General features: G+C 61.3%; 33 protein-coding genes, 1 tRNA gene and 1 pseudogene. 13 read left to right on the top strand and 22 right to left on the bottom strand.

The features are described from left to right. Positions 1-98: 98 nt before the first annotated feature. From glpX to ACFQAU_RS13100, 5 genes are all read left to right on the top strand, one after another. Complete coding sequence (gene glpX / locus ACFQAU_RS13120; RefSeq protein WP_132444439.1) at positions 99-1,061, top strand: class II fructose-bisphosphatase; 963 nt, start codon at positions 99-101, stop codon at positions 1,059-1,061. A 51-nt stretch (positions 1,062-1,112) separates the two neighbouring features. Next, positions 1,113-2,852 (top strand): single-stranded-DNA-specific exonuclease RecJ, encoded by a 1,740-nt coding sequence (recJ, locus tag ACFQAU_RS13115; RefSeq protein WP_132444438.1) that lies wholly within the window; start codon positions 1,113-1,115, stop codon positions 2,850-2,852. 116 nt (positions 2,853-2,968) lie between these two features. Further along, a tRNA-Glu gene (locus ACFQAU_RS13110) sits at positions 2,969-3,043 on the top strand. A gap of 1,165 nt (positions 3,044-4,208) precedes the next feature. Continuing rightward, a protein-coding gene (locus tag ACFQAU_RS13105; RefSeq protein WP_386282773.1) for an IS3 family transposase occupies positions 4,209-5,337 on the top strand; the annotation gives its coding sequence in 2 pieces (ribosomal slippage) (positions 4,209-4,453 and positions 4,452-5,337; 1,131 coding nt in all). An 83-nt stretch (positions 5,338-5,420) separates the two neighbouring features. Further along, positions 5,421-5,684 (top strand): ATP-binding protein, encoded by a 264-nt coding sequence (locus ACFQAU_RS13100; RefSeq protein WP_276321498.1) that lies wholly within the window; start codon positions 5,421-5,423, stop codon positions 5,682-5,684. Between the two features lie 438 nt (positions 5,685-6,122). Here the strand turns inward: ACFQAU_RS13100 and ACFQAU_RS13095 are convergent, their stop codons facing one another. After that, a complete protein-coding gene (locus tag ACFQAU_RS13095) occupies positions 6,123-6,296 on the bottom strand; it encodes a CsbD family protein (protein ID WP_132445071.1) in 174 nt (57 codons plus the stop codon). A gap of 201 nt (positions 6,297-6,497) precedes the next feature. On the opposite strand from ACFQAU_RS13095, the gene ACFQAU_RS13090 reads away from it, so the two are divergent. After that, positions 6,498-6,746 carry a YrhK family protein gene (locus ACFQAU_RS13090; protein ID WP_120351446.1) on the top strand — a complete coding sequence of 83 codons (249 nt, stop codon included), beginning with the start codon at positions 6,498-6,500 and terminating at the stop codon, positions 6,744-6,746. 67 nt (positions 6,747-6,813) lie between these two features. Here the strand turns inward: ACFQAU_RS13090 and ACFQAU_RS13085 are convergent, their stop codons facing one another. The 14 genes from ACFQAU_RS13085 to ACFQAU_RS13020 form a co-directional block, all read right to left on the bottom strand. Then, positions 6,814-7,680, bottom strand: a complete 867-nt coding sequence (locus ACFQAU_RS13085) for an endonuclease/exonuclease/phosphatase family protein (protein ID WP_386282756.1) — start codon at positions 7,678-7,680, stop codon at positions 6,814-6,816. Between the two features lie 62 nt (positions 7,681-7,742). Beyond that, positions 7,743-7,871 carry a hypothetical protein gene (locus ACFQAU_RS13080; RefSeq protein ID WP_386282753.1) on the bottom strand — a complete coding sequence of 43 codons (129 nt, stop codon included), beginning with the start codon at positions 7,869-7,871 and terminating at the stop codon, positions 7,743-7,745. Between the two features lie 348 nt (positions 7,872-8,219). Beyond that, the gene (locus ACFQAU_RS13075) at positions 8,220-8,735 is read right to left on the bottom strand and encodes a TlpA family protein disulfide reductase (protein WP_132445075.1); all 516 of its coding nucleotides are present in this window, start codon (positions 8,733-8,735) and stop codon (positions 8,220-8,222) included. Next, positions 8,732-9,310, bottom strand: coding sequence for a DsbE family thiol:disulfide interchange protein (locus tag ACFQAU_RS13070; protein ID WP_132445077.1), 579 nt, complete (start codon positions 9,308-9,310; stop codon positions 8,732-8,734). The genes ACFQAU_RS13075 and ACFQAU_RS13070 overlap by 4 nt, the downstream gene beginning before the upstream one ends. Then, positions 9,307-9,693, bottom strand: a complete 387-nt coding sequence (locus ACFQAU_RS13065; RefSeq protein ID WP_386282748.1) for a c-type cytochrome — start codon at positions 9,691-9,693, stop codon at positions 9,307-9,309. The genes ACFQAU_RS13070 and ACFQAU_RS13065 overlap by 4 nt, the downstream gene beginning before the upstream one ends. Before the next feature lie 84 nt (positions 9,694-9,777). After that, complete coding sequence (locus ACFQAU_RS13060) at positions 9,778-9,921, bottom strand: hypothetical protein (RefSeq protein ID WP_260009635.1); 144 nt, start codon at positions 9,919-9,921, stop codon at positions 9,778-9,780. A gap of 10 nt (positions 9,922-9,931) precedes the next feature. Further along, the gene (locus ACFQAU_RS13055) at positions 9,932-10,426 is read right to left on the bottom strand and encodes a DUF411 domain-containing protein (RefSeq protein ID WP_132445081.1); all 495 of its coding nucleotides are present in this window, start codon (positions 10,424-10,426) and stop codon (positions 9,932-9,934) included. Then, positions 10,423-11,187: a WD40/YVTN/BNR-like repeat-containing protein gene (locus tag ACFQAU_RS13050; protein ID WP_386282743.1), complete on the bottom strand. Its 765-nt coding sequence runs from the start codon at positions 11,185-11,187 to the stop codon at positions 10,423-10,425. The genes ACFQAU_RS13055 and ACFQAU_RS13050 overlap by 4 nt, the downstream gene beginning before the upstream one ends. Positions 11,188-11,467: 280 nt before the next feature. Continuing rightward, positions 11,468-11,809, bottom strand: a complete 342-nt coding sequence (locus ACFQAU_RS13045; protein WP_317389269.1) for a hypothetical protein — start codon at positions 11,807-11,809, stop codon at positions 11,468-11,470. A 119-nt stretch (positions 11,810-11,928) separates the two neighbouring features. Beyond that, positions 11,929-12,900, bottom strand: coding sequence for a cation diffusion facilitator family transporter (locus ACFQAU_RS13040; RefSeq protein ID WP_132445083.1), 972 nt, complete (start codon positions 12,898-12,900; stop codon positions 11,929-11,931). A 39-nt stretch (positions 12,901-12,939) separates the two neighbouring features. After that, entirely contained in the window at positions 12,940-13,407 is a 468-nt protein-coding gene (locus tag ACFQAU_RS13035; protein ID WP_132445085.1) for a DUF411 domain-containing protein, read from the bottom strand. Between the two features lie 260 nt (positions 13,408-13,667). Continuing rightward, on the bottom strand, positions 13,668-13,982 hold the full coding sequence (locus tag ACFQAU_RS13030; RefSeq protein ID WP_240791607.1) for a helix-turn-helix transcriptional regulator: 315 nt from the start codon (positions 13,980-13,982) through the stop codon (positions 13,668-13,670). 3 nt (positions 13,983-13,985) lie between these two features. Further along, on the bottom strand, positions 13,986-14,126 hold the full coding sequence (locus ACFQAU_RS13025) for a hypothetical protein (RefSeq protein ID WP_240791608.1): 141 nt from the start codon (positions 14,124-14,126) through the stop codon (positions 13,986-13,988). Further along, a complete protein-coding gene (locus ACFQAU_RS13020; RefSeq protein ID WP_162931852.1) occupies positions 14,110-14,349 on the bottom strand; it encodes a metal-sensitive transcriptional regulator in 240 nt (79 codons plus the stop codon). The genes ACFQAU_RS13025 and ACFQAU_RS13020 overlap by 17 nt, the downstream gene beginning before the upstream one ends. 98 nt (positions 14,350-14,447) lie before the next feature. Here ACFQAU_RS13020 and ACFQAU_RS13015 point away from each other — a divergent pair, with 98 nt between their 5' ends. Next, positions 14,448-14,966 carry a DUF305 domain-containing protein gene (locus ACFQAU_RS13015; RefSeq protein WP_165935576.1) on the top strand — a complete coding sequence of 173 codons (519 nt, stop codon included), beginning with the start codon at positions 14,448-14,450 and terminating at the stop codon, positions 14,964-14,966. Between the two features lie 16 nt (positions 14,967-14,982). Next, positions 14,983-15,771 (top strand): MauE/DoxX family redox-associated membrane protein, encoded by a 789-nt coding sequence (locus tag ACFQAU_RS13010; RefSeq protein ID WP_132445087.1) that lies wholly within the window; start codon positions 14,983-14,985, stop codon positions 15,769-15,771. An 878-nt stretch (positions 15,772-16,649) separates the two neighbouring features. Here the strand turns inward: ACFQAU_RS13010 and gspD are convergent. The 6 genes and pseudogenes from gspD to gspG all read right to left on the bottom strand — a co-directional run. Beyond that, on the bottom strand, positions 16,650-18,599 hold the full coding sequence (gspD, locus tag ACFQAU_RS13005; RefSeq protein WP_240791609.1) for a type II secretion system secretin GspD: 1,950 nt from the start codon (positions 18,597-18,599) through the stop codon (positions 16,650-16,652). After that, positions 18,596-19,471: a type II secretion system protein N gene (locus tag ACFQAU_RS13000; protein ID WP_120351459.1), complete on the bottom strand. Its 876-nt coding sequence runs from the start codon at positions 19,469-19,471 to the stop codon at positions 18,596-18,598. Before ACFQAU_RS13000 ends, gspD begins: the two co-directional genes overlap by 4 nt. Continuing rightward, on the bottom strand, positions 19,468-19,623 hold the full coding sequence (locus ACFQAU_RS12995; protein ID WP_386282728.1) for a hypothetical protein: 156 nt from the start codon (positions 19,621-19,623) through the stop codon (positions 19,468-19,470). Before ACFQAU_RS12995 ends, ACFQAU_RS13000 begins: the two co-directional genes overlap by 4 nt. After that, positions 19,587-19,829 (bottom strand): type II secretion system minor pseudopilin GspI, encoded by a 243-nt coding sequence (gspI, locus tag ACFQAU_RS12990; protein WP_386282725.1) that lies wholly within the window; start codon positions 19,827-19,829, stop codon positions 19,587-19,589. The genes ACFQAU_RS12995 and gspI overlap by 37 nt, the downstream gene beginning before the upstream one ends. After that, a complete protein-coding gene (locus tag ACFQAU_RS12985; protein ID WP_386284006.1) occupies positions 19,826-20,146 on the bottom strand; it encodes a hypothetical protein in 321 nt (106 codons plus the stop codon). The genes gspI and ACFQAU_RS12985 overlap by 4 nt, the downstream gene beginning before the upstream one ends. Before the next feature lie 289 nt (positions 20,147-20,435). After that, a pseudogene (gene gspG, locus ACFQAU_RS12980) lies at positions 20,436-20,726 on the bottom strand (type II secretion system major pseudopilin GspG); the annotation flags it as partial. Between the two features lie 175 nt (positions 20,727-20,901). Between gspG and ACFQAU_RS12975 the strand changes: the two are divergent. Genes ACFQAU_RS12975 through gspF form a run of 5 tightly spaced genes read left to right on the top strand, consistent with a single transcriptional unit; the run spans position 20,902 to position 25,243 of the window. Beyond that, positions 20,902-21,303 (top strand): hypothetical protein, encoded by a 402-nt coding sequence (locus tag ACFQAU_RS12975; protein WP_386282722.1) that lies wholly within the window; start codon positions 20,902-20,904, stop codon positions 21,301-21,303. Next, positions 21,303-22,058 (top strand): type II secretion system protein GspL, encoded by a 756-nt coding sequence (gspL, locus tag ACFQAU_RS12970; protein WP_386282719.1) that lies wholly within the window; start codon positions 21,303-21,305, stop codon positions 22,056-22,058. Before ACFQAU_RS12975 ends, gspL begins: the two co-directional genes overlap by 1 nt. Further along, positions 22,055-22,507, top strand: coding sequence for a type II secretion system protein GspM (gene gspM / locus ACFQAU_RS12965; protein WP_120351464.1), 453 nt, complete (start codon positions 22,055-22,057; stop codon positions 22,505-22,507). The genes gspL and gspM overlap by 4 nt, the downstream gene beginning before the upstream one ends. Continuing rightward, positions 22,507-24,051, top strand: a complete 1,545-nt coding sequence (locus tag ACFQAU_RS12960; protein ID WP_386282714.1) for a GspE/PulE family protein — start codon at positions 22,507-22,509, stop codon at positions 24,049-24,051. Before gspM ends, ACFQAU_RS12960 begins: the two co-directional genes overlap by 1 nt. Beyond that, on the top strand, positions 24,032-25,243 hold the full coding sequence (gspF, locus tag ACFQAU_RS12955; protein ID WP_132445097.1) for a type II secretion system inner membrane protein GspF: 1,212 nt from the start codon (positions 24,032-24,034) through the stop codon (positions 25,241-25,243). Before ACFQAU_RS12960 ends, gspF begins: the two co-directional genes overlap by 20 nt. Here gspF and ACFQAU_RS12950 read toward each other — a convergent pair. Next, entirely contained in the window at positions 25,240-25,857 is a 618-nt protein-coding gene (locus ACFQAU_RS12950) for a hypothetical protein (RefSeq protein ID WP_132445099.1), read from the bottom strand. The genes gspF and ACFQAU_RS12950 overlap by 4 nt on opposite strands. Positions 25,858-25,883: the final 26 nt, after the last annotated feature.

The following is a 25,883-nucleotide window of genomic DNA, read 5'->3' as shown; positions in this document are numbered from 1 at the left end:
GATTCCCGGCCAAGTGCTACCTGCGCCCAACCCAAAACTTGCCCCGAGGCCCGCGCGAGGGTACAGGACAGAAAACACATTGCACCCAAGGACACCTCATGACCGCTTCTGCCGAATTCCAAGACCGCATGCTCTCACTGGGCCTCGCCCGTGTTTCCGAAGCCGCCGCATTGGCCTCGGCCAAGCTGATCGGCAAGGGTGACGAGAAGGCCGCCGACCAAGCCGCCGTCAACGCCATGCGCGAACAGCTCAACATGCTCGACATCGCGGGCGTCGTGGTCATCGGCGAAGGCGAGCGTGACGAAGCACCCATGCTTTATATCGGCGAAGAGGTCGGCACCGGCAAAGGCCCCGGCGTGGACATCGCGCTTGACCCGCTCGAAGGCACCACGCTGACCGCCAAAGACATGCCCAACGCGCTCACCGTGATCGCCATGGGCCCGCGCGGCTCCATGTTGCACGCGCCCGACACCTATATGGACAAACTCGCCATCGGTCCGGGTTTCGAGACCGATGTCGTCACCCTCGACATGACCCCCGGTGAGCGCGTAGAAGCGCTGGCCCGCGCCAAAGGCTGTGCGGCTTCGGACATCACCGTTTGCATCCTCGAACGCCCCCGCCATGCGGATATGATCGCCGAGGTTCGCGCCACCGGTGCTGCCATCCGCCTCATCACCGACGGCGATGTGGCGGGTGTGATGCACTGCGCCGACCCCGAGACCGGCATCGACATGTATATGGGCCAAGGTGGCGCGCCCGAAGGCGTGCTGGCCGCTGCCGCCCTGAAATGCATGGGCGGGCAGATGTATGGCCGCCTGCTGTTCCGCAACGACGACGAAAAAGGCCGCGCTGCCAAGGCCGGGATCACCGAATTTGACCGCATCTATTCGCGCGACGAGATGGTCACCCAAGACGTGATCTTTGCCGCCACCGGCGTCACCGGCGGCAACATCCTTCCGGGCGTGAAACGCGAGCCGGGCTGGCTGACCACCGAGACGCTGATCATGCGCTCGCGCACCGGGTCGGTCCGTCGCATCAACTACCGCACCCCGGCGGAGTGAGGGCCAGACTGGCCCTCCCCACCCCTTCCATAACGGCCAGATGAGGTCCGCATGAGCTTTCTCGGTGTCGAAACATCTTTGACCGGGCGGCGCTGGATCGGCCCTGACGTGGAACTGACCCGCGCGGCGGAACTGCTGGTGCAGCGCGCGGGCCTGCCCGACCCAGTGTGCCAAGTGCTGGCCCGGCGCGGCGTGGTCGACACCGAGGCGGCGGGCTTTCTCGCCCCCGCCCTGCGCGACCTGCTGCCCGACCCACGCAGCTTGCGCGATATGGAGGCAGCCGCAACGCGGTTTCTCTCGGCCCTCCAAAAACGTGAACGCATCGCGATTTTCGCTGACTACGACGTGGATGGCGGCTCTTCCGCTGCGCTGTTGCTCGTCTGGCTGCGCGACATGGGCCACCGCGCGACGCTCTATATCCCTGACCGTATCGACGAAGGCTATGGCCCCAATGACGAGGCCATGTCGGCACTCGCCGCCGACCATGACCTGATCGTTTGCGTCGACTGCGGCACGCTGTCTCATGGCCCCATCGCCGCTGCCAAGGGCGCGGATGTCATCGTGCTCGATCACCACTTGGGCGGAGAGACGCTGCCGGATGCGCTCGCTGTGGTGAACCCCAACCGGCAAGACGAAGACGGCACGCTGGCGCATCTCTGTGCCGCTGCGGTGGTGTTCCTGATGCTCGTCGAAGCAGGCCGCCAGCTGCGTGAGACGGGCCTTAAGGGGCCGGACCTCATGGGGATGCTAGACCTCGTGGGATTGGCCACCGTGGCCGATGTGGCCCCGCTGATCGGCGTCAACCGCGCCTTTGTGCGTCAGGGTCTGAAGGTCATGGCCCGCCGCGCGCGCCCCGGTCTGGCCGCCCTTGCCGATGTGGCGCGGATGGACACGGCCCCCACGGCCTATCACCTCGGTTTTCTGCTTGGCCCCCGCATCAACGCGGGCGGGCGCATCGGGCAGGCCGACCTTGGCGCGCGGCTTTTGGCCACCGCCGACCCGCATGAGGCCGCGGCCTTGGCCGAGCGACTGGACCAGCTCAACACCGACCGCCGCGAGGTCGAAGCCGCCGTGCGCGCCAGCGCCATGGCACAGGCCGAAGAGCGCGGCTTTGACGGGCCGCTGGCATGGGCCGCTGGCCCCGGCTGGCACCCCGGCGTGGTGGGGATCGTCGCCTCGCGCCTCAAAGAAGCCGCCAACCGCCCCTCCATCGTCATCGGCGTCGAAGACGGCATCGGCAAAGGCTCAGGCCGCTCGATCAGTGGCATCGACCTTGGCGCGCCGATCCAGCGCCTTGCTGCCGAAGGGCTGCTGATCAAGGGCGGCGGCCACAAGATGGCGGCGGGTCTGACGGTGGCCGAAGACAAGATCGACGCGGCAATGGAACGGCTTGGCGAATTGCTCACCAAACAGGGCGCGCATCTGGCTGGCCCCGCTGATCTGAACCTCTGCGGCATGATGATGCCCGGCGCGGCCACGGTAGAACTGGCCGAGATGGTCGACCAGGCCGGCCCCTTCGGCGCGGGCGCCCCTGCCCCGCGCTATGCCTTCGCCGATATGCAAATCCGCTTTGCCAAACGCGTAGGCGAGAACCACCTCAAGGTTAGCTTTGGCGACGGTCTGGGCGCGAACCTCGAAGCGATTGCGTTCGGCGCCTACGACGGCCCCCTCGGCCCCGCGCTTGAAAACCACGGCGGCGCGCGCTTCCACCTTGCCGGGCGTCTCGACATCAATAATTTCCGCGGTCGGCGCACAGTTCAACTGCGTTTGGAGGACGCCGCGCGGGCCTGAAAACTTTTTCTAGAAAAAGTTCATTTTTCTGCTTGCAGCCCCCGCCGGATTACTTAAACGTCCGCTCACAGACAGAGCAGCAACACACGAAACGCTGCACTGACCTGACAAAGAGTGGCCCGTTCGTCTATCGGTTAGGACGCCAGGTTTTCAACCTGGAAAGAGGGGTTCGATTCCCCTACGGGCTGCCACTTATCCTCAAATTTATTTGTTTTGTTGACCTTGAGTTCCGAATGTGGACCACAGTCTGGTTCCCGTGGTCCACTCTTCATTTCGGCAATGCGCTTCGATGCCGCTGTTGCCGCGCCACGACGGTGAAACTTTTTGGTGTAGACGCTGGCAGTCTTCGCCTCGTTCCAGCCGAACGCAGCCATAAGTTCGTACTCCGTGGCACCGCGTTCCGCCATAAGTTCGGCAATACCTTTGCGGATACCATGCTGTGACCGCGTGGCGCGTCGCTTGACGGTTTTCTGTTTGCCCTTGAGCTCATAAATTAAGTTGCCGTCAGCATCTTTCGCTTCGACGCAAAGGCCGGCCTCTATGATCCATTCCCGCACACGGTTGCCGAGCGCACCGGGCGATGCGAAGGGTTTGCCGTGCCGGGTTGCCAAGAAGACGTCGCGATCCTCGTGCAGCTCAAGTTCCGTGGCGAGCATTTCACCAAGCGGTATAGATACGAACGCCGAGCCACGCTTAGTGGGCTGCCATTCAAGGTAGCGTTCACCGTCGTACTGCACCAAATTCTTTGAGCCGAGCAGATGCATATCTCCAATACGGCCGTGGCTGTCGTACGCGAGACAAAACCACAATCTCGCCATGGTGCCAGGACCGTGGGTTGCCAGAAATTTCTCAACATCTTCAGCCCGCCACGGTTTGGCGCCGCCACCTTCGAGATGCACCCTTTCCACTTCGAATACAGGGCTGCTCTTGGGGAAGCCACGTTTTGCCCCCACCTATATGCGGCACGTAAAGCCTTTATGCAGGTGTCCGCAGCTGCTGTGCGAATGCCAAACGCGTCCTGAATATGAGCAAAGGCTTCTTCTGGGAGATCGCAATTGAGCGAGCCCATACGATCTCCGTCCGGATCAAGTGTCTCGCATGCCTGCTTCAATCCGGTTCGGCGGCTTTGGTGAGTTTTGGAGGACATAGTTCCAGCGGCCACCTGCCTTTCCAGCCATTCAAGGTGCTTCTTGCACAACTCGTCAAGCGTACCTTTTTTGGACTGCTCCGCTCTTTCTACAATGGGCTTTTGCCCGGCACGCGCAGCATGATAATGCTCGTGAAAGCCAGGTTTGGACCTGTCGCGTATTTGTGCCGCTCCTTTGATAGCATTTACTGCAACAAAGGAGACTGACTATGGGATTGAAACGGACGGACGAATTTCGCCAAGATGCGGTGCGGATCGCGCTGACCAGCGGGCTAACGCGTAAGCAGGTGGCGGATGATCTCGGCGTCGGTATGTCGACGCTTAACAAATGGATCACCGCGCACAGAGACACAGACGTGGTGTCGAAAGAAGATTTGAGCCTTGCTCAAGAGAATGACCGGCTTCGGCGTGAGAACCGCATTCTCAAGGAGGAGCGGGACATCCTAAAAAAGCAACGCAGTTCTTCGCGAGCCAAAAGCCGTGAGGTTTAGGTTCGTGGAAGAACACCGGGATGCGTTTCCGGCAGCGCGCCTGTGTCAGGTTATGGATGTCAGCATGCGCGGTTTGCGGGCTTTCCGCAGTGGGCCAGCCAGCCGCAGACAGCGGTCTGATCTGGTGACGCTGGCACATATCAAAGAACAGTCCCGTCTCAGCCTGGGCAGCTACGGCAGGCCGCGGATAACGGAAGAGCTTAAGGAGATCGGCTTGGATGTCGGGCACCGCCGTGTTGGCAGATTGATGCGTCAGAACGGCGTATCTGTTGTGAGAACACGCAAACATAAGGTGACGACCGACAGCGATCACAAGTTCAACATTGCGCCCAACCTATTGGATCGGAACTTCACGGCGGATCAACCAAACCAGAAATGGGCCGGTGACATCAGCTATGTCTGGACGCGCGAGGGCTGGTTGTATCTGGCCGTGATCTTGGATCTGCATTCCCGACGCGTCATCGGCTGGGCTGTGAGTAACCGCATGAAGCGTGACCTCGCGATCCGGGCGTTGAAGATGGCCATCGCGTTCCGGCAACCACCCAAAGGCTGCATTCATCACACGGATCGTGGGTCGCAATATTGTTCACACGACTACCAGAAACTCCTGCGCCAGCACGGGTTCAAGGTATCGATGAGCGGCAAGGGCAATTGCTATGACAACGCGGCGGTCGAGACGTTCTTCAAGACCATCAAAGCAGAGCTGATCTGGCGGCATCCTTGGGAGACAAGGCGCAAGGCTGAGATGGCGATCTTTGAATACATAAACGGGTTCTACAATCCGCGCCGCCGCCACTCAGCATTGGGTTGGAAAAGCCCTGTCGCTTTCGAGCGAAAGGTGGCTTAAACTAGCACTCGGAGCGGCACAAATACGCGACAGGTCCAAACTTGTTCTTCCAGCTCGTCAACGCTCGCTACGAAAAGGGCGCCATGATCCTCACTTCGAACCGCAGGTTCGCGGAATGGGGCGAAATCGTCGGCGATCCAGTCGTCGCGACCACACTGGTCGACCAACTCCTGCATCACGCTGTCGTTATCAAGATCGAGGGCGCCAGCTACCGTCTGCGTGGCCATGCCGACCTTATCCCCGAGCGTGTCCGAGCCAACGCTCCAATCGCTCCGCCACCGCCGCCAAAGCGCCGCGGACGGCCGCCAATAGTAAGGAATGGAGCCGCTGATCACTGTGCCGGCTGATCACCGGAATCAAGCAAGTGGGGAATTTTACTTCGGCACTTTTGGGGAAAGTTCAAACGGCGTTGACACAAGGTTCGCATACCAGCCCAGAGCGATCATAAATGCGGGCTTTTCACTCACCGTTGGAAGCCTTGTATCAACCATTGCGGTCGTTCCTCGCTTTACTATTAAATGCAGCCATCAGGCGCAGTTTCACCTCAACGTCGCGGGTCAGGGCACATAGCAATGCCTTCAGATTTCGGCCCATTCGAGCACTCCCATCAGGTCCCAAAGGGCAGGCTTTCATAAGGGGTAAGTCGCATCCATCGTGCGGGCAGAACAGACCGTTGATGGGACACAGACCTTAGGTGATCATTGAGAGCCCTGGATATTGGACGTGGAGCCTCGACAGGGTGGAACGCCACCACTGGAAAGGAAGGTGGTGGCGAACCAATTGGATCAGTCAGACAGTTTCTCTTTGGCGTCCCCGACGCCTTTCTGGACCTTGCCCTCGGCCTGATCGGCCTGGCCTTCGTTCTTTAGGTCGTCCTTGTTAGCAGCGTCGCCGACTTCCTCTTTAACCTTCCCGCCGATATCCTTCACTTTACCTTTGGCTTGATCTTCGTTTGCCATTTCTCTCTCCTTTGCATTTAGTTGGTATCGAACCACGGGGATGAGAGACCCGGAAGTGCCCCCGGCAGTGGCCCTAAATGGTTTGTTTTTCAGCGGAGAAGCACCGGCAACTAAGCGGCCAGCGGCAGAGTAAGAAGCTGGACCCAAAGCTCACTCCTCGCGTTGGTCCTGTCAAATGGTAACATAGTCAGGAGATGCAACATGAGTAACGCAATACGCACTTTGGTGCAGGACTACGGTTGGATTCACACCGGCATTGGGCTTGCAGGAAATACGTTGTTCTTCCTCGGGAGTATTGCATTTCTCCCGACCTTTAAGAGATGGGAGGAAGTTGGGATGGAATGGCAAACAGTGGGCGTATGGATCTTCATTGTGGGGTCATTTCTCATGCTGATCGGCACGCTCGGCAATCTACTGGTCAAAATTTATGAGGCACGGGAGCAAGAGTAATACACCTTTGCCCGTAGCGCGTTCTACGCCACTGGCGGCGGACCTTGCTTTGCCTTGCTTGAACACTTCACCGCTGGTCTGGTGCGGATCTTATGGCAAGGTCGATATCCTGCTCGGCCTCTGCGATATCATCTTTGCGCAGTTGGGGCGGTTCCGAATCCGTGGCCGTGTTACACATTTCCACCTTGATCGGATAATGATCCGAACCCCATTCCGGCAACACTTCAAAGTTGGCGACAGCCAATTCCGGTTGATGCAGGATTTGATCGAGTGGCCACGACATCCACCAAGAATGCGCGTCGTAAGTGGGCTTATAGCCAAATTTCTCTCTCGGATCTATGAAGCCGCCAACGCGCTGGAGCCGCTCAATGGAGGTTTCCCATGGGACTGCGTTCAAGTCACCTGCAACGAGCACCGGAAGGTCGCTGCCGCGGGACTTCAGTGCCGCCCACATCAGCTGAGCGTCCCTCCCCGTAGAGGATTGCCCCGGGTGCGGCGGGCGGGGATGTAGCCCCATGAACTGAACGCTGTCTCCAGACGGCATCTCGACATTCGTAAGGATAGCAGGGGCGTCCTGTTCGACTGGAAAAATGACCTCAGTTTCGCTTATTGGCAGGCGTGAGAAGAGGTGCATGCCGAAGAACCCACCGGTGATGCGCTGAGCCTTATGCGGCATTTGGCTATCCAAAGCCGCGAGTTCCGCATCCCACCACTCATCGGTCTCTAAAGCGAGGAATAGATCGGGGCTGTGCTCTTCGACAAGCCGGATCAGCCCATCTGCGCTCCTATTACCTTTTTTTACGTTGGCGACCATTACTACGAACTTCTGGTCGGCTTCGCAGGCAAATTGAGGGGTGTTGCTCTGGGGCACGTAGGGGAAAAGCTTCAAGGTGTTGTAGCCGATCGCCAGCGCGACAAGCGCAACCAGAACCATCCGAAGCTTGCGGCTAACTGTTCGAGAAATCGCGATCAGGGCAAGAACTGCTATGAGCGCAATTAGATACTGTAGCCGGGGAAATCCGTCATCCGCACCCACCAAAGGTTGGTTTCGATCAACGCGCCGAAGCTAAGCAGAAAAAGAGCCAGCGTGGCCAAAGTGAGCAGCGTTGATACGACGTATTTCATGTGTTCTCCCCCGTTAGTTACCCAAAGAACACCGCAAGGGCCGGCAGAGTTTCATCTTTCCTAAGTTGTTCGCAAGGCCACCTCTCGGCAGTGGGGGCTGCGTAGTCCAGAAACCGCACAGAGCAATTGCCGGCGCACTGCGCGGCGAAGGTCCAAAAACAGCCTTTCGTAAAGTCGGACGCGAACTGACTCTACAGACGCTCGCGGCGGAGTCCTGCGGTTCACCGGATAGCAGGGACAGCGTGTCAGGCGCACCCGCGCCGGTCAGCATGAGGGTTTGACGCCAAAAGGACATGGAGATTGCGGATGAGGACCGGTTTGCTTTTGAACGTTGGGTCACTGTTGGGTTCACCCTTTTGCAATGACGCTTTGGATTTGGGAAATGGCCGCCGGGCTGTCCCAAGCGGCGGGGCCGACCTTGCGAGCGACCTCGTGGCCTTGGGGGTTGACCAGCAGTGTCGTGGGCAGGCCGACAACGCCGAAAGCCATCATCGCCCGTAACTGGTCCGCCAGATAAAGATCGAGATGCGTGATGCCGATCTCGGCATAGAAATCGCGCACAATGTCGAACCCGCCCTTGTCGATTGAGAGTGCGAGAACGTGAAACTCCGCCCCACCCAATCGCGCCTGAAGCCGATCAAGGGTGGGCATTTCATGACGGCAGGGAGGGCACCACGTCGCCCAGATATTGAGCAACACCGTCCGGCCACTAAAGTCCGCCAAAGTCAGGCTCCGCCCTGCCCCATCCGTGATGGGCGGCGACAGCATTGGCAGGGGCTTTTGATGTTCCGCCATCACGGTGCGCGCCGCGACTGGCGAAGCCCCAAGCGCCAATGCGCCGCTCAGAAACCCACGCCGCTTCATGCGTTCTGCTCCTGTTGCAAACGCCGCACCACGGGAAGGATATCTTCCTCCAGCGAACGTCGATTGAACGGGCCGACATGTTTGTAAGCGAAGCGCCCTTCGGCATCGATAACAAAGGTTTCCGGCACGCCATAGACGCCCCAGTCGATCGCAGTTCGGCCCGAGTTGTCGGCACCGATCCGGTCATAAGGATCGCCAAGTTCCGCACGGAACCTGCGGGCGGCGGCGGGCTTGTCTTTGAGGTTGATGCCGTGGATCGGCACGCTGTCGGTTTGGGCCAGTTCCACCAGCAGTGGCATCTCAACCCGACAAGGCACGCACCAAGAAGCCCAGACATTCACGAGAGACACTTCACCACGCAGATCAGCCGTCGTGAGCCCTTTCCTGCGCCCTTCGATGGGCGGCAGCTCAAACTCAGGAATGTCCCGGCCGATCATCGTGCTGGGCAGGCTATCGTTGTTGTTGAACAGCCCCCAGAGAAACGCCGCCGCGATGGCCCCAAAGACCATCGCAGGCAGGGCCGCGATGAACAGCGACCACCGAGGCTTGCGGACAGACCGGCTGTCCTTGCTCATGTCCCGCCCTCATCCTTGGCGGTGACCTCGGCCTGAAAGCCGCGCTCCCGCTCGGGCCACGTGTTTTTGATATAGCCGAGGATGGCCGTGATCTCTGCATCGCTCAGGATCCCGTCGAACACCGGCATGTCACTCTCATAGCCGGGCACGACCGAAGCCAACCCGTTCTTGGTAATGTCGAAAAGCTGCTGATCGGCATGATGCCACGTATGGCCCGTCTCATCATGCGGCGGCGCGGGCATACGGCCATCGTCGAGCCGCCTGCGCCAGTCCGGCTGGCCTTCGAGATCGGCACCGTGACAGGACGCGCAGCTTTCGGCATAAAGCCCCGCGCCACGCTCGATCATCTCTGCGTCCACCGGCACACCAAGCACGGCGAGCACCGGGGGCTGTCCTCCTTCCCCCGGCCCAGACAGCGACCGCCGCCGCGCCCGCGATGCCGATCATGGCTGTCAGACCCAACCGGTTCATGCGGGCCGCCGTAGGTATTTGACCAAGGCCAGCACGCCCAGCACCAGCACCGCCAGCACCAAGAGGAAGAGCACGCCACAGGCGATCATCATTCCGACCGACATCGGCCCATTCATCATAGTTCCGTTCATCATATTCATCAATCCAACCTCATTCATTTGAATACACGGCCACGCCGTCCTCACCGAAAGCATAGGTTTTGAGTGTGCCGCTCTTGCCTGCCATGCCAGGCGCGTTTTGCGGCATGCCGGGGAGTGTGATGCCGGTGACATCGGGGCGCTCGGAAGTCAGGCGCTGGATAATTTCAACAGGCACCAGACCGCTAACGTAGTAGCCATCGACCTCGGCAAGGTGGCACCCCAGCCCTTGCTCCGGCACGCCAACCTCAACCGAGCGTTTGTCGAAATCCCGATCGTCGATGCGGGTCACGTGATAGCCGTTCTCTTCGGCATAGTCGGCATAGGCGTCGCAGCAGCCGCAGGACGGGTCGCGCCAGATGGTCATTTGGCGGTCCGCCGGGACGGTGCTTGCTGCGGTGTCGGCGGGCGCTGTTTTGTCGCTTTCGGCCATGCCGAAGGTGGCAAAACCGATGATACCGGCAGCGGTGAGAGCTGCGGCCGCGCCGAGGGTGAATTTGCTGTTCATGTCTGGTCTCCGTGAGGGATGTTGAGGGGGTCAAAGGTCAGCCCACCGTCGCGGCTGACCGAAAGAATGCCGTCGCGAACTGCGGCAAGGTTTTCAGGGTCGGCAGGGTCGACAGCCAGCGCTTCGATCCTTCCCGGCGCGGCACGCGTCCAATTCACGCCTGCGTCTGTCGAGGTCCAAAGGCCAGTCGCCAGCCCAGCGTAGAGCCGTTCAGGCGCTTTGGGGGAGAGCGCCAGATGGGTGATCGGCTGGTCTTCGGGCAGAGGTTTGGCAGGCGGCGGCGTTTTACCCGCAGCCAGCGCATCCATCGCATCGCCCGCGGTCACATCTTGCCAACGGCAAAAACAATCTGGCACGCGGGTCAGCCCGGCGTCGGTTCCGGCATAAAGCCAGATGCCGCCCATGCCAGTCGGATTGCCCACCGAGACGAGCGTCAACACCTCGCGTTCGGCCCCATCGAGATAAGGCCGGTCCATGACGAATTCCCAGCTTTCGCCCGCGTCTTTGCTGCGCCAAAGCCCGTCATCCGCAAGGGCGGCATAGAGCATATCCGGCTCAAGCGCGGCCTGGGTGAGCGCGGTGACGCGGGTTGCCGGCAGGCCCGCGCTGGCGTCTGCCCATGTGCGCCCCCCATCCCGGCTGCGCATAAGGCCGACAGGATCAACTGCCGCGAACAAAGTGCCCGGAGTCTCTGGATGGCTGGTGATCGCGGTGATTGATCGCTCCAACGACACATGCTGGATGTCGCTTGGGGCGGGCACGCGCCAAAGCTTGCGCTTTGAAGCCACAACAAGTGCATCGCCGTCATACTGAAGGGCGCGGATCGACTCCCCGTTGTCGTTGCGAGGGAGACATGAGGTAGGATCAGCGTCGCCCCAACTGTGGCAAGCCCGCCGGACAGCACACGCCTGCGCGACATATCGCGCGGTGGATGAATAGACATAAAGGTCGTTCCCGAAAGTGACAGATAAGGTCGAGCGTGTCGCTGCGCAGTGGCAGCAAACGTCGCGAAACCGGGCCGTCACCCTTCGATGCGGCCGGTCAACTTAGGGAGGTGGTTCGCGGTGGGAAAGGGTCAGATCCGAGATCAATCCCGGCGAGGCCAAGATCCCCGGGCACAGGCGCGAAGAAACGCTGCACGCTCTCGGGTTGGGACTGAAGCAACTGCGACATCACAAAGACAGATGCCGTGCAATCAATGTCGCACACCACCTCACCCTGATCTTCTTGCAAGCAAGCTGTGCAGCTATCGTCCTCCTCCATCGTCGCGGATGCGGTCAAACCTGACATCTGCAAGGACATGTTCGCCGCCGCCAAATCATGCGCCAATATACCCGTCAAAAGAACGAGCGAGAGGCAGAATGTGGCAAGGCGAAGCAGCATGCGCATGGCACTGATATAGGAACCCGATGCGGTGCTGTCGATCCCCTCACCAGAAAGTGAGGCTGAGCAAGACGCCGCAGGCCCGCAGATCGGCAAGACACAGCGTATTGCGATGCGCCTCAGCGGTCGTCGTGCGACGTCCCATCGTTGTGCTCAGCATCTGTGCCAGCGCGCGTCGGGCCGCCCTCATGCCCAAACAACGCGGCATCCTGATGGGCATTTGCGGAGGTTTCAAACTCAAGGCTTGAATGGGTGATGCCAAAGTCATCCGCGAGCATTTTCTTGACCGCTTGCTTCACAGCATCAAGGTCCCTCCAATCTTGCCCCTCCAACACCACATGGCAATCAAGCGCCACCTCATGCTCTTGCATCTGCCAAAGATGAACATGGTGCACGTCCCTGACGCCAGCGACCTTGGTCATCGCCTCAACCACTGCCTCTGCATCCATGTCGGGCGGGCTGCCCAGCATCAACATACGGATCGGACCTCCGATCTCAGTGAGTGCCAGATAAAGGATATAAAGCGCGATCCCGATGGTGATCGCCGGATCAACCCAACGCAGATCGTAAAGGATGATGAGCGTACCGCCGAAAATAACCGCGACCGAGGCCAGCGCGTCTGACAGATTGTGCAGAAACAACGCTCTGATGTTCACACTGCCTTTCTGCATCGAGTAGGTCAGCAGCGCCGTCAGCGTATCGACGACAAGCGCGACCCCGCCCAGAATGACCACCGTCCAGCCCGCCACCGCAGGCGGATCAATCATCCGCATCCCGCCTTCGTAGATCAGATAGATCCCGACAAGAATGAGCGTGGTGTAGTTAATCAGGGCGGCAACGATTTCGATCCGGCCATAGCCAAAGGTCATCCGCGCATCTGCCGGACGCCGGGCGATTTTGCGGGCCACAAAGGCGATGACCAATGAGGCCATGTCCGAAAAATTGTGCAGCGCGTCCGCGATTAGGGCGAGCGACCCCGCAAAGATCCCGCCCACGATCTGCGCCACCGTGAGAAGCGCATTCGCCCAGATGGCCAGTGATACTCTGCGATCCCCGCTTTCGGGGTCAATATGGGCGTGATCATGTGCCATCTGTGCTTCCTACCGGTTTGGGGTCAGAACCGCTGCGTTTTAGGCAGCTTCGTAGTGTGTGAAGACTTCGCTGCTGCCGTCACGGCCAATCAGATAGACATCATAGGCATCGCGCTCGCTCTCCGGTCCCATCCCCGGTGAGCCATAGGGCATCCCCGGCACAGCGAGGCCAATGGCATCCGGGCGCTCGGCCAGCAGTTTGCGGATATCGGCGGGCGGGACGTGACCTTCGATCATATAGCCCTCGATCTTTCCGGTGTGGCAGGAGGCCATATTTTGCGGGATGCCGTTGTCTTGCTTGTATTTGATCAAGAGCGTCCCCAAGCTGCGTTCCGTCGTCACGGCAAAACCCTCGTTTTCCAGAATCTCGATCCACGCCGAACAGCAGCCGCAGTTGGGATCTTTCATCACATGGATGGCGGGCTTTGTTTCAGCCCGTGCCGCGAAGGGTGCGGCGGCGGCAAAGCTTGCAGAACAGGCCAGCAGGCTGCGTCGTGTGAGGGTCATGTGAAATCCTTCCAAAGGTTCAGGCTGTCGTTTTATTGGTTGCATGGGTTGTAGATCGACAGCTGGGGTCGGCCAACCGCTCGGCGGTAGTTGGCCGGAAAAACAGCATCCGCAGGCCGTTCAGCGCCCCCGACACGGTTGCCCTGGTATCGGCCAAGATCGCGTTCCAATACGCGGACTTATCAATATCTTTTCCCTGGCAATTCGATCAGGCTTGTATGAGGGCCATTTTTTCCGGGCGGTTATGCGAAAGCTGGTGCTCATGCGGCGGCAGCCATATCCGAACCCTTCTTAGCCACAGTTTGCAGGGCCTCTGCGGGCATCAATGCGTCATCCATCAAATCCTCAATGAACGTGCTCAGCAACTGCGTGCGTCCGGTGACCGAAGCCTTGCGATAGATCGCGTTTGTCTGCGCCTTGACTATCCCTTCTGAGGTGCCGCGCAGTTCCGCAATGTCGCGGGTGCTTAGTCCTTTGACCAAAAAGACCGCGACGTCCCGCTCTGCGGGGGTCAGCCCCCAATCCGTGAAATGCTGCGTCATCACCAGCGAGAACTCCGAGGTGCATCTGCGCATCTTCTATTCGGCCAGCCGCGCACGTTGCAGACTGGTCCTGAGGGCGATCCAGCCAAGGGCCACGCCGAGGTTCAGGCCGATGGCCAAGATCGTTTGCTGATATTCGTGGCTTTGCCAAATCAGAAAATCAGGCTCCAGTCCCATGGCGTCCAGCAGGAAGCAGATGGAGAAAAAGATCGCCAACGCAATGCTGGGCGTGGTTCTCCAGCACAAGCTTTTCGACGCCCAAAACGGCGGATCGGATGGCCGCGGTCTGTGCTAAGATGTCCATACAGTAGCGGTTGGCCTCAACCATTTTCGCGATGCCGCGCACTTGTCCTTCGAGCCGTGATAGGCGGTCCAGCGTCTTTTCCTTGTTAGCCTTCATGAGGCGTCGCTCCATTTGAGATTTGTCGCCAATCGGAAAATTTACCCCATATGGGTATAAAACGAAGGCACACATTGGCAATTTGGGAGGACAACACAATGGATTCTAAGAATAAGCACGACGATAGCACAGGCAGCGGCTATGGTCTGTTCTTCGCGATGATCGGCACTTCGACGATCGTGATGTACGGTCTGATGTATCTTAACACTTATGCCCTTGACCATGTCTTCTTCTCGCAGACGCGGATGTGGATGGCGCTTTATATGGGCGGGGTAATGGCAATCATCATGCTCGCCTTCATGCTCGGCATGTATTCCAATCGAAAGACGAATTTTGCGATCTTCACTGGGGCTGCCATCGCCTTTGCGGCCGGCGTCTACTTGGTCCGGTCGCAAGATACGGTAGGCGACACCGCTTGGATGAAAGCCATGATCCCGCACCATTCAATCGCGATCCTGACCAGCGAACGCGCAAACCTGTCCGATCCGCGCGTGCGCGAGTTGGCCGACGCGATCATCGAGGCACAGCGCAGCGAGATCGAAGAGATGAAGCTTTATATCGAAGACATCGAAGCCAACGGGGATGCAGCGCCTGGCACGCCCCGCACCAAACCCTAAGATAAAGGAGCATATCATGCCCAGAGACACCCGCGATGTGGCCGACGTAACATCTAACCCAGCCGCATCCGCGACAGGGAAAACCGCCGTGCTCTACCGCATGGCCCTGCCAAACCACCTGTGCCCGTCAGGGCAGAAGGCGCGATGGCTTTTGGAGAGCAAGGGCTACGAGGTCGATGACCGCCTGTTCCGCGCGCGGTCCGAAGTCGACGCGTTCAAGGCGCAATACGATGTTCCCACAACGCCACAAGTTTGGATCGAAGGGAGACGCATCGGCGGCTATGAAGCCCTGCGCCAGGAACTTACCGGCTATGACCCTGCGGCGACCACCTACAAACCGGTGATCTATCTCTTTGCCGTAGCTGCGGCGACTGCACTTGCTCTGTCCATCGGCTTTCTCGGCGCGATCACGTGGCAGACGCTCGGTTGGTTCATTTCGGTCTCGATGATCCTACTGGGGATGCAGAAGCTGCGTGATATTGAAAGCTTTACGACGATGTTCCTCAACTACGACCTGCTGGCACGCAAATGGGTGCCATATGCCTACGTTTATCCATGGGTTGAAACCGGGGCGGGCGTCTTGATGACCGGGATGTTGCTAACCTCAATTGCCGCCCCAGCCGCACTCTTCATAGCCACGGTTGGCGCAGTAAGCGTGTTCAAGGCCGTCTACATCGACAAGCGCGAGTTAAAATGCGCCTGCGTTGGCGGCAATTCGAACGTGCCTCTCGGATTTGTGAGCCTGTCCGAAAATCTGATGATGATGGGCATGGCCACCGTGATGTTGGCCAAGATGTTTACCTGAAGATCGGGCGCAGCATCTTGCGCTTAGCACGAGTTCGCAGGGCGGAAATGGTCAACTGAAGCAAACGTGCATGGCACAAGTGCTTGTCTCAGCTTTGTTCGCATAGCTGCCGTTCGCGTGTTTTGCGGCGAACGGCGTCTCTCCGCCCTTATCACCGGAGTCTTCGCAGTCGCAGCGGAAACCGAGCTCCTGAAACCTGAAAACCATCTTCGAGCTGACGTTCAGCCGTGGTCCACCTCGAATTTAACCCATTGTTTTCCATCACCCAGATTCTAAGTGCCCGTGGTCCACCCTATCCCTTATTTTCTTGGTCTGAACCGGGTTTATGGGAGCCCCCTACGGGCTGCCACTTATCTTCTACGAATTAATGCTTCAATGACCGCTCCGGGCACTGGTTGTCCGACGAGGTTCTGGCTGCGGGTCACTCCGCGATAGACGGGCCTTCTCGAGCCAGTCCAAGCATGACTCGGCAAGCCCCTCACAATCAAGCTCCTGAACATATTGAGCGGACGCCTATAGTCGGAGGGAAACAGGTGGACAGCGATCTCGCACAGGTTGGCACCAGATTGGACCAAGAATTTTTTTGGGGGGCGCGCTTTGCGAACGCCATGTTGCAACAGAAAGCTCAGTTCGATTTGCGCTTCCCGGCTTTCCCCAATAACTTTCAAAGCACATGTCAAACCGCGCTGCACGCCCCATAGATGGGCTACAGAGCTTACTGACGGCAAGAGTAGCATCATGCTAATCCCCCACGCCAGTTCTTCGGGGAGAGGCGGCTATGCAGCACCTATCGGCTCTAAGCGCCAATCCTACGGATCAATCAACGCAACGTCATCGTTCCATAACCCGACCGTAGACGTCACCCGCGTGACCCCACCTCAATACAGCCCCTGAATTTCCAGTGGCAGTTGCTTCACCTGCTGCTGTTTCAGCACGGTCTTCGGCTGGGGCGTCGAGTCTGCTGATCTCAGCTTGTTGTAGCGGTTGGCCGAGGCGGCCGAGATATCTTCGCGGCTGCGCAGGATGGTGGGGCGCAGGAAGACGAAAAGCGTGCGTTGTGTGTTGCGGCCGTTGCGGGTCTTGAACAGCTCGCCGACCACCGGCAGATCACCCAGTCCCGGCACCTTGCTGCTGCCGTTGATCCGGTCGTCGGTGATCAGCCCGCCCAGCACCACGGTGCCGCGGTTGTCGGCCATGACAGTGGTGTTGATAGCCCGTCGGTTGGTCACGAGATCGGCTGCGCCCTCGACATTGGCGTTGGTGAGGCTCGAAACCTCTTGTTCGATCACCAGTTGCACCACCCCGCCCGCGGTGATCCGCGGCACCACGTTCATGGTGATGCCGACGTCACGCCGCTCAATCGTGGTGAAAGGCGTGGCGGTATTACCGTCTGTTGCAAAGCTGCCGGTGCGGAATGGCACGTTCTGGGCGACTACGATGGTCGCAGGCTCGTTGTCGAGCGTGGTGACCGAAGGCGTGGACAAGAGCCGCGCGCTGGTCGATTGCGACAGCGCCTGCACGAGGATGCCAAAATCGTTGCCCCCTGCGCCCAGTGTCAGCCCGGTCGAGAGCGCGGATCCGGCAGGCACGCCGACAGCCGACAAAACGGAGCCGAGCGAGACCCCGCCGCCATTGGAAAAATTGGTCGCAGCGATGGCACCGGTGGGAATGTTCGGACCCAAACCCAGCTGCGCGCCAAGCCGTTCGGCAACCTCGCCCGAGACCTCGACGATAGCCGCTTCGATCATCACCTGCGGGCGGCGCACGTCGAGCGCATGAACCAGTTGGCCGATCTCTTGAACCTGCGCGGCGGTGCCACGCACAATGATGGAATTGGTTGCGACCGAGGCCGTGATATTGACGGCATCCGGCGCCACAACGCGGCTCAGGGGGACAAAGGCACCCTCCGCGCCCTGCTCGGCCTCAGCCGCAGCACCGACATCGGCGGCCACGACATTGGTGATGTCGGTGGCTTCGCCCACGGTGCCCTTTATGATGTCGGCAATCACCTGAGCATCGCCGTACTGCAGGTTGAAGACCGTGGTGGCCACGGCCTCGCGTGGATCACGGCGTGGGGCCACGTCCATCGCGATGGCAAGGTTGCGGATCTCGGTGATGTCTTCGGGCGTGCCCCGCACGAGCAAAAGGTTCGAGCCGGGATCGACAGAGAGCCGTGCGCCGGTGCCTGCCGGGCCCAGCACCTCAAGAATGGCATTGCCCACGGTCGCCGCATCGGCACTGCGAAAGCGCAGCACTTCGGAGCGCACCAGCGCGTCACCGTCAAAGCTGCGGGCGATTGCCATGATCCGGTCCACATTGGCGCGGGTATCGGTGATGACCACGCCGTTGGGGTCTTCGACCGCTTCGATATAGCCCGATTCAGCCACCAGCGGGCGCAGCACTCGGACAGCCTCTGCCGAGGGTAAGCGATTGAGACGCAGCATCTCGGTCACGAAGTCCTGACTGCCTGCGTCGTCGGCCTCGCCCAGATTGGGACCGCTCGCGGTGCGGGCCTCGGCCTCAGGCACCACCTGCCAGATTGATCCGGCCTGAACGGCGACGAAGCCGCGCACCCGCAGAATCGACTGGAACAGCGACCAAACGCCTTCGGCATCCAGCGCCTCGGCAGAGACCACCGTGACCTCACCCACAAGGCCCTGGTCCAGCACCAAGGTCCGGCCGGTGATCTCGGATATCTGTTCGACCAAGAGCGAGATATCCGCATCGCGCAGATTGATGACAAAGGTCTCTTGTGCCCGCGACGGGGCGGGCAAGAGGGTCAGCAGCCCCAGCATCAGGGCGGCAAGGAGAGTGAGCGGACGGGTCACTGCAGCGGGAATGACATCACGATCGTGCGGCCATCCCTTTCCACTTCGATGCGGGCAAGGCCGGATTCGGCGATCACGTCATAAAGCGCGCGATCCTTATCCACGTTGCCGACACTCTGCCCGTTCACACTTGTCACGATGTCTCCTGCCCTCAAACCAGCGCGGTTTACACCCACGTCGTGCTTTTCTGCGATGGTATAGCCTTTTTCCCCCGGCACCAAACCAATCGTGTCGAGCACCTGAGCCGGATTGGCGATGATGCGCTTACGCCACATGTCGATATAGTCCTGCGTGGTGACAGGCTCTGCCCGGGACGCGGCATCCACCTGTTCGCTGATCGACCCGCCCTTCCCCGAAGTGATCAGCGCCATCAGCCGCTCTGCGCCGGTCGGCACGGCCTCGGCATCCGGAGTGGCCTCGGCACCTGCAAAATAGAGCACAATTTCAGCGCCATCCTTGCTGAGGGTCACGCGGTCCTGCGCGATGGCGGTGAGCGTGGTGCCCGGTGCCACCTCCTCGTCAATGCGGTAGTTGCCCTCCGATTGGTCCGAGCGCAGCAGGGCCAGCGAACGGCTGGGATCATCGCGCACGATCACGCCCAGAAGGACCAGATTGAGCGGCGCCTCGACGGCTTCGACCTCGGCCACCGCCACCTCGGCGGCACCGAAAGGCGCCAGCGCCAAGGCGGGGCCGAGATCGGTGGGGGCGGTTTGCGCTTCGACCGGCGCGCGCAGCACGGCGACGGACGGCATCACCCGGTCATGGCCCATCACCCGCCATGTCACATCCGCCCCGGCCACCGCCACGCTGCCCAGAGCGCCAAGGATCACGGCAAGCCGCAGCCATCTGCCAAGGGGTGCTATCGGGATCATGACGGCGCTCCAATATCGAGATACCCATCCAACACGTAAAGCGGCTGGTCGCTGCCCGCGATCGCGCTGCGCAGGGTCACGGCCTCGACCGCCGGGTCTTCGGTGGGACGGCGGGTTACGGTGATGTCAAAGTCGATGCCATAGATTTCCAATGCTGAGGTCGCCGCTGGCAGCCGGCGCGCAGTTCCGACAGGCGGTATTCGGCGGCCCAGCGGGCGGCGACGCGGTCCGACAGGTCAGTGATGCGGCGGGTATGACCCTCGCTGGCCGAGAGCAAAGACACCGCCCCAAGCGCCAGCACCGCCATCGCCACCAAGGCTTCGATCAGCGTAAAGCCTGCATCCGCCTGCCGCCTCATTGCGCCACCTCCAACCGGGCGGCGTTGAGACCGTCAAAACGGATCAATTCCGAAGCGCCCGCGCCCGACAGCAACTCAAGCGTCAATGGCCCGGACACACCGGGGTCCATGTCGCGCGACAGCACCAAGCTGCCCGCCGCATCGGCGATCCGGGTGCCGCCGTCAAATAGATGCGGCGCGGCGAGGATCGGCAGGTCATGCGCCTGCCATCTGTCGCCATCATATAAATCAAAACGATAGCCTTCGGCCGCCCAGACAAACCCCAAGGGCACCCCGGTCAAGATCACCTCATCCGCCGCTCGGTTCAGCCGCGCCACCAGCAGGTCCGCCTCCTGCCCTGCCACATCGCCGCGCGGACCAGAGCCAAAACTCAGCCCCACCACTCCGGCCAGAATGCCGATCAGAGCGAGAACGACAAGCACCTCCACCAGTGTCACGCCAGCATCGGGCAGCCGGTGTCGGCCCGGCGATGTGGATGTGGATGTGGCGGAGATTTGGGTCACCTTTTAGCCTGCAACTGCCCATGTGCGATGTCTGCATTGGCGCCCTCGCCCCCGGCGCGCCATCCGCGCCCAACGACATCAAGTCAAAGCCACCATTCTGCCCCGGCGAGGCATAGAGGTAATCATTGCCCCAAGGGTCAATCGGCACGGCGGTCAGATAGCCTCCCGCCACCCAGTTGCGCGGCTCGGGCGGGGAGGTCGGGCGCACGGCCAGCGCCTCCAACCCCTGTGTGGTCGTGGGATAGGTGCGGTTATCAAGGCGGTAAAGTTCCAGCGCCGAACTGACCGCGCGGATGTCCGATTGCGCTACCGTGGCCCGCGCCTCATCGGGGCGGCCAATGACGTTGGGCACGATGATCGCGGCCACCAGCGCGATGATCACCAGCACCACCATCATCTCGATCAGGGTCACCCCGGCCTCGGGGTTACGCGCGCCTTTGAGCGCTGGATGAGTGCGCGGGCACGCTTGGCGCAAGTTTTTCCGATGGCCCATGAAACTGTTCCCCTATCTGTCGCGTGGCTTTGGCTATACTATGGTAAAAACAGGATGATTGAAAAGGCAATTTTACGTGAGTAATCAAAGTATTACGTCAGAAATGGACGCCTCTGAGCGCCCCATAGACCTGCGCGATGAAAATACTTTGAAACCTTTGCTGTCTCCTGCCACGGCCGGTCTACTGGCCCGCGCCGATGCCTATTGCCCGAAAGAAAATGGCCTGTCCGCAAGGCTTGTGGCCGCCGAGCAAGTCGGCAGCTTTCTGGTCGATGTGCCCCGCGCCACTGCCCGCCAACGGCGCGCTTTGCTGACCTTTGCCGTCGAAGACCGTATCGCCGCTCCGATCCAGTCGGTGCAGGTGATCCAAGGCCCACTTGAGAACGCCGATCCGGGTCAACTGCTGGCCTTTGTCCTGTCGCAAGAGATCATGGCAGAGATCGCCGCCGCCGAGGCCCCTATCTGCCGGAGTTTCTGATGATCCCGCGCCCCGATGCCGGGGGCGGCCCGGCATGGTCGGTCTGGCGCGATGGCGACAGGGCGGTGGTACGCTGCTCGGATGGCACCGGATTTGCCCTGCGGACCGAGATGCTGCCGGTGTTCTGGAGCCGCTCGGGAAGCCCCAAGCTCTATGCGCTCGCCGAACCGCTGGGTGACGCTTTGCCAGCCGAAGACCTCTCTGCCGCGCCGCCGCCGCCGGACCCGCGCGACCTTGCTTTCAGCTTTGCACGCCAGCGCACGACAGGGGCCGAAGGGGTTGCGGCATGGCGATGGGCCGCGGTGGCCGCCGGTGCGGCGCTGATGATCCATCTTGGCCTGACGGCCTTTGACACCGCCGCCCTCAAACGCATCGCGCAGCAGGAACGCCTCGCAGCCGAAGCCGCCATTGCAAACATACTGCCCGGCGTCCCGCTGACCGGCGATGTCGGGCCGATCCTCGCACGGCTCACCCCGGCCCCCAGCGAGGAGGGGCGCGGCCCCTTTTTGCCGCTGCTGAACGAGGTCGCGGGTACATTGGCCTCAGACCCTGCCAGCGTGGGGTTCCGCCGCCTCTCTTGGGGGCGGCGCGACAATACACTGGTGGTGCTGATGCAAAGCCCCGGACTGGAAGACCTGCAACGCATTGAGCAGGAACTTGAAACCGCAGGCTTTGCCGTGCGCAGCGGGGCGGCCACCGCTGGAAATGGCGGCGCGGAAGTTGAAATGCGCATCACCAAAGGGGCGGGCGGATGACAGGTTTTGATCGGCTCAGCAGACGCGAAAAACTGCTCATCGCTCTTGTGATCCCGCTGGCCCTTTTGGTGGCGCTTTACCGTTTTGCATGGATGCCGCTGCAAGCGGGTGAAGCGCAGGCGCGGGCCGATATCGCGGCGTACCGCCTTGTGCAGGACACCGCAGCACTGGCCGCCCAGACCGAGATCGCGCCGACTGCGCCAATCAATGACACCCCGCTTGCCACCCGGATCACCAGTTCCGCCAGCGCGGCGCAGCTGACCCTGCGCCGGATCGAGCCCGAAAACGACGGCATTCGCGTGACCTTGGACGACACGCCCTTTGCCACCCTGCTGCTTTGGCTTGCCGATCTCGAAGAACAGCATGACGTGACCCTTGAGGCGCTCGAAGTCGACCGCCGCCCGGCGCCCGGTGTGATTTCGGCCCGTCTGCTGCTGGGAGCCCTGTGATGCCTGAACCAAGCCTCCTGACCCGCCTCGCCTACGGCTTTGCCCAAAGCCATGGCGTCATCGTGACGCCCGGCGCCGAGGGTCCGCTATGCCAGTATCGCAGCGATGCGCCGCTTGAGGCGCTGATCGAAGCGCAGCGGGTCTGCGGCACGACATTGACCTTCGAAGAAGTCGGCACCACGGAATTCGAGGCCGCGCTTGGCACGCTGTATCGCGATTCCGCGTCCGAGGCCGCGCAAGTGGCCGCCGATGCCGATGACGATCTGGTCACGCTTGCCGATACGGCGGCCTCTATCGACGATCTTCTGGCGCAGAACGACGATGCCCCGGTGGTGCGGCTGATCAACGCGCTGCTGCTCGAAGCAGTCAAGGAAGGCGCCTCGGACGTGCATATCGAGACCGAAGAGCGCCGCCTGCTGGTGCGTTTCCGCGTCGACGGTATCCTGCGCGAAGTGATCAGCCCGAAACGCGCGCTGGCGCCCTTGCTGGTGAGCCGGATCAAGGTCATGGGCAAGCTCGACATCGCCGAAAAACGCCTGCCGCAGGACGGTCGGGTGTCGCTACGGGTCGGGGGCTATGACCTCGACGTGCGGATCTCGACCATTCCGTCGCAATTCGGCGAACGGGTAGTGCTGCGTCTCTTGGACCGTGGCCAGACCCTGCGCGGCATCGACCATCTAGGTCTGTCGCCTCGCGATAACACTGTGCTGAAACGCATCCTCGCCCTGCCCGACGGCATGGTGCTGGTGACCGGCCCCACTGGCTCGGGCAAGACCACAACGCTCTATGCCGGGCTCGACATGCTCAACGACCGGCAGCGCAATATCATGACGGTCGAGGACCCGATTGAATACACGATGGACGGGGTTGGCCAGATGCAGGTCAATGCCAAGACCGACCTCAGCTTTGCCCGCGGGCTGCGTGCAATCCTGCGGCAGGACCCGGATGTCATCATGGTGGGCGAGATCCGCGACCGCGAAACCGCGCAGATTGCGGTGGAATCGGCGATGACCGGGCATTTGGTGATTTCGACCCTACACACCAATACGGCCATCGGCGCGGTTTCACGGTTGGTGGAGATGGGGGTAGAGCGCTTCCTGCTGGCACCAATGCTGCGCGGGCTGATCGCCCAGCGTCTTGTGCGGCGCAACTGCCCGGACTGTCTGGCCGATCACACCGTCACCCAGACCGAAAGCGATCTTTTAGCGGGCAAGGTTAAACCCGGAGAGATCGTTCAGAAAGGCATGGGCTGCGACAATTGCCAAAACAGCGGGCATCGCGGGCGCCTGCCGCTGTACGAGATCATCGAGGTCGATGGCGATCTTGAGCGGATGATGCACGAAGGCCAATCCGAAGCCAGCCTGATCGCCGCGGCGCGGGCGCGGGGTCCGGGCATTCTGGAAGACGGCATCGCCAAGATGCGCGCAGGCATGACCACGGCGCAAGAGGTCGCCCGCGCGATCCATGAGGGCGCGGTTCTCCCCCGCCTGCCCAAGACGCCTCGCCCGCACCGGAGGCTGACTGATGCCCGCCTTTGCCTATGAAGCCCTCACCCCCGCGGGCAAATCGACCAAGGGGATCATCGAGGCCGCCAGCGCCGCCGCCGCCCGCAGCAATCTGCGCCAGCGCAACCTCGCGCCGCTCTCTGTCGAGCCGACAAAACAGAGCAAGACCGCCAAGCAATCGGGTTTTGGCAAGCCTCGCATCCCGCGCCGGGCGCTGACGCTGCTGACACGGCAATTGGCCACGCTTGTCGGGTCGGGCATTGGGGTCGAACAGGCGCTGAAAACCGTGGCGGATCAAAGCGGAAAACCGGCGGTGACCTCGCTGCTGCTCAACCTGCGCGCCTCGGTCCTAGAGGGTCGCAGCTTTGCTCAGGCGCTTGGCGATTACCCGAATGTCTTTGGCGATTTCTACCGCGCCTCGGTGGCGGCGGGAGAGACCTCGGGCCAATTGGGTCAGGTGATGGAGCATCTCTCAGGCTTTGTGGAAACCCGCGCCAAGAACCGCCAGACGGTGCAACTGGCGCTGCTGTATCCGGCGATCCTTGCCGTGGTGTCGCTGGCGGTGATCGTGGCGCTGCTGACATTCGTTGTGCCCGACATCGTGCGCGTCTTTACCTCACGCGGGGCGGAACTGCCGTTTCTGACCCGGGCGCTGATCTCGGTGAGCGACTTTATCAACGCTTGGGGGCTCGTGGTCCTTGGGGGATTGGCCGCGACGGGACTGGCGGCGGTGAGCCTGTTGCGGCAGCCCGCGGTCCGGCTGCGCTGGCACCGTCTCCTGTCGCGCTCGGTGCTGACGCGGGGGTTCTCGCTCAAGACCAATGCGGTGCAGTTCGCGGGCACCCTCGCGACCCTGACGGTCAGCCGCGTGCCTTTGGTCGATGCGTTGGCTGCGGCGGCGCAGACGGTGCCGAACCTGCATATCCGCGCGAAGGTCACTCAGGCCACGGCGCGGGTGCGCGAAGGGGTGGCCCTGTCGCAGGCGCTAGAGGAGGCCAAGGTGTTTCCGCCGATGCTGATCGCCATGGTGGCCAGCGGTGAAGCAGGCGGCGTGCTGGGCGCGACCCTGACCCGCGCCGCCGATGATCAGGAACGCGACCTGAATGCGCTGGTCGCAGCACTGGTAGCCCTGGTCGAGCCGGCCGTTCTGCTGATCATGGGCGGAATCGTGATGCTTTTGGTGCTGTCGATCCTGCTGCCGATCGTCAACCTGAACAATCTGGTGACTTAGAAAGGGTATTCGATGATGATCGGGCCGCCGGTCGGCATGCCGGGCACCAAGACCGCCCCTTCGGGTTCAACCCGCGCAATCACCCGGCGGTCGCCGGTCACGGTGAGTTCCGCGAGCACGCTGTCGCGGTCGCGCAGCAGGCCGCGGGCATCATTGCCCTGCGTGGTCAGATCAAGCGTCATCTGCGGCACCGACGCGGCGCGCCCCAGCAAATCTTCGCAGTTGCCCGCCTCGACCGAAACAACCCCCGCCGCCGTGGCACGGCCCTCTCGCCAGCTCAGGCTCTGCAGATCGACCACCGCGCGTGAGGTGCAGTTTTTCAACGCCAGCCCCGGGATAAGTGCCATAAGTCCCGGCCCGGCGCGGCCCACGACCGTTTCAGCCTCCAGTGCCCAAGGCGTGGCACGGGCGACCCCGGTCAGCTGGGTGTCGCGGCCCTGCAGCGTCCAATCGACCACGCCGCGCGCCAGCAGCAAGGGCTGGCCCCGAACCTCCCAGTCCAGCGAATATCCACCGCTAAGCACCGCGCGGCCTTTCCACAGGCTGCCATACAGGTCAGTAATCTGTGCAGGGACAACCGCCACACGGTGCAGCGCGGTGGCCGGGAGGGTCACGATCAATGCAGCCAGGTAAAAAAGGA

The organism is Sulfitobacter profundi (genome assembly GCF_042661425.1).
Lineage (GTDB): Bacteria > Pseudomonadota > Alphaproteobacteria > Rhodobacterales > Rhodobacteraceae > Sulfitobacter > Sulfitobacter profundi.
This window is presented reverse-complemented; position numbering and strand designations above follow the sequence as displayed.

Excerpts from the sequence above, each read along its gene's own strand:
- ACFQAU_RS13070 (WP_132445077.1), bottom strand. The coding sequence starts at position 9,310 with ATGAGCAAGGACAGCCGGTCTGTCCGCAAGCCTCGGTGGTCGCTGTTC.
- ACFQAU_RS13060 (WP_260009635.1), bottom strand. The coding sequence starts at position 9,921 with ATGAATATGATGAACGGAACTATGATGAATGGGCCGATGTCGGTCGGA.
- ACFQAU_RS13015 (WP_165935576.1), top strand. The coding sequence starts at position 14,448 with ATGGATTCTAAGAATAAGCACGACGATAGCACAGGCAGCGGCTATGGT.
- ACFQAU_RS13085 (WP_386282756.1), bottom strand. The coding sequence starts at position 7,680 with ATGGTTCTGGTTGCGCTTGTCGCGCTGGCGATCGGCTACAACACCTTG.
- gspI (WP_386282725.1), bottom strand. The coding sequence starts at position 19,829 with ATGAGGCGGCAGGCGGATGCAGGCTTTACGCTGATCGAAGCCTTGGTG.
- ACFQAU_RS13020 (WP_162931852.1), bottom strand. The coding sequence starts at position 14,349 with ATGAAGGCTAACAAGGAAAAGACGCTGGACCGCCTATCACGGCTCGAA.
- ACFQAU_RS13055 (WP_132445081.1), bottom strand. The coding sequence starts at position 10,426 with ATGAACAGCAAATTCACCCTCGGCGCGGCCGCAGCTCTCACCGCTGCC.
- ACFQAU_RS13045 (WP_317389269.1), bottom strand. The coding sequence starts at position 11,809 with ATGCTGCTTCGCCTTGCCACATTCTGCCTCTCGCTCGTTCTTTTGACG.
- ACFQAU_RS13040 (WP_132445083.1), bottom strand. The coding sequence starts at position 12,900 with ATGGCACATGATCACGCCCATATTGACCCCGAAAGCGGGGATCGCAGA.
- recJ (WP_132444438.1), top strand. The coding sequence starts at position 1,113 with ATGAGCTTTCTCGGTGTCGAAACATCTTTGACCGGGCGGCGCTGGATC.
- ACFQAU_RS12960 (WP_386282714.1), top strand. The coding sequence starts at position 22,507 with ATGCCTGAACCAAGCCTCCTGACCCGCCTCGCCTACGGCTTTGCCCAA.
- ACFQAU_RS13000 (WP_120351459.1), bottom strand. The coding sequence starts at position 19,471 with ATGATCCCGATAGCACCCCTTGGCAGATGGCTGCGGCTTGCCGTGATC.
- ACFQAU_RS13090 (WP_120351446.1), top strand. The coding sequence starts at position 6,498 with ATGAGTAACGCAATACGCACTTTGGTGCAGGACTACGGTTGGATTCAC.
- ACFQAU_RS13035 (WP_132445085.1), bottom strand. The coding sequence starts at position 13,407 with ATGACCCTCACACGACGCAGCCTGCTGGCCTGTTCTGCAAGCTTTGCC.
- ACFQAU_RS13080 (WP_386282753.1), bottom strand. The coding sequence starts at position 7,871 with ATGAAATACGTCGTATCAACGCTGCTCACTTTGGCCACGCTGGCTCTT.
- ACFQAU_RS13030 (WP_240791607.1), bottom strand. The coding sequence starts at position 13,982 with ATGCGCAGATGCACCTCGGAGTTCTCGCTGGTGATGACGCAGCATTTC.
- glpX (WP_132444439.1), top strand. The coding sequence starts at position 99 with ATGACCGCTTCTGCCGAATTCCAAGACCGCATGCTCTCACTGGGCCTC.
- ACFQAU_RS13095 (WP_132445071.1), bottom strand. The coding sequence starts at position 6,296 with ATGGCAAACGAAGATCAAGCCAAAGGTAAAGTGAAGGATATCGGCGGG.
- gspM (WP_120351464.1), top strand. The coding sequence starts at position 22,055 with ATGACAGGTTTTGATCGGCTCAGCAGACGCGAAAAACTGCTCATCGCT.
- gspL (WP_386282719.1), top strand. The coding sequence starts at position 21,303 with ATGATCCCGCGCCCCGATGCCGGGGGCGGCCCGGCATGGTCGGTCTGG.
- ACFQAU_RS13075 (WP_132445075.1), bottom strand. The coding sequence starts at position 8,735 with ATGAAGCGGCGTGGGTTTCTGAGCGGCGCATTGGCGCTTGGGGCTTCG.
- ACFQAU_RS13100 (WP_276321498.1), top strand. The coding sequence starts at position 5,421 with ATGATCCTCACTTCGAACCGCAGGTTCGCGGAATGGGGCGAAATCGTC.
- ACFQAU_RS13025 (WP_240791608.1), bottom strand. The coding sequence starts at position 14,126 with ATGGGACTGGAGCCTGATTTTCTGATTTGGCAAAGCCACGAATATCAG.
- ACFQAU_RS13010 (WP_132445087.1), top strand. The coding sequence starts at position 14,983 with ATGCCCAGAGACACCCGCGATGTGGCCGACGTAACATCTAACCCAGCC.
- gspF (WP_132445097.1), top strand. The coding sequence starts at position 24,032 with ATGCCCGCCTTTGCCTATGAAGCCCTCACCCCCGCGGGCAAATCGACC.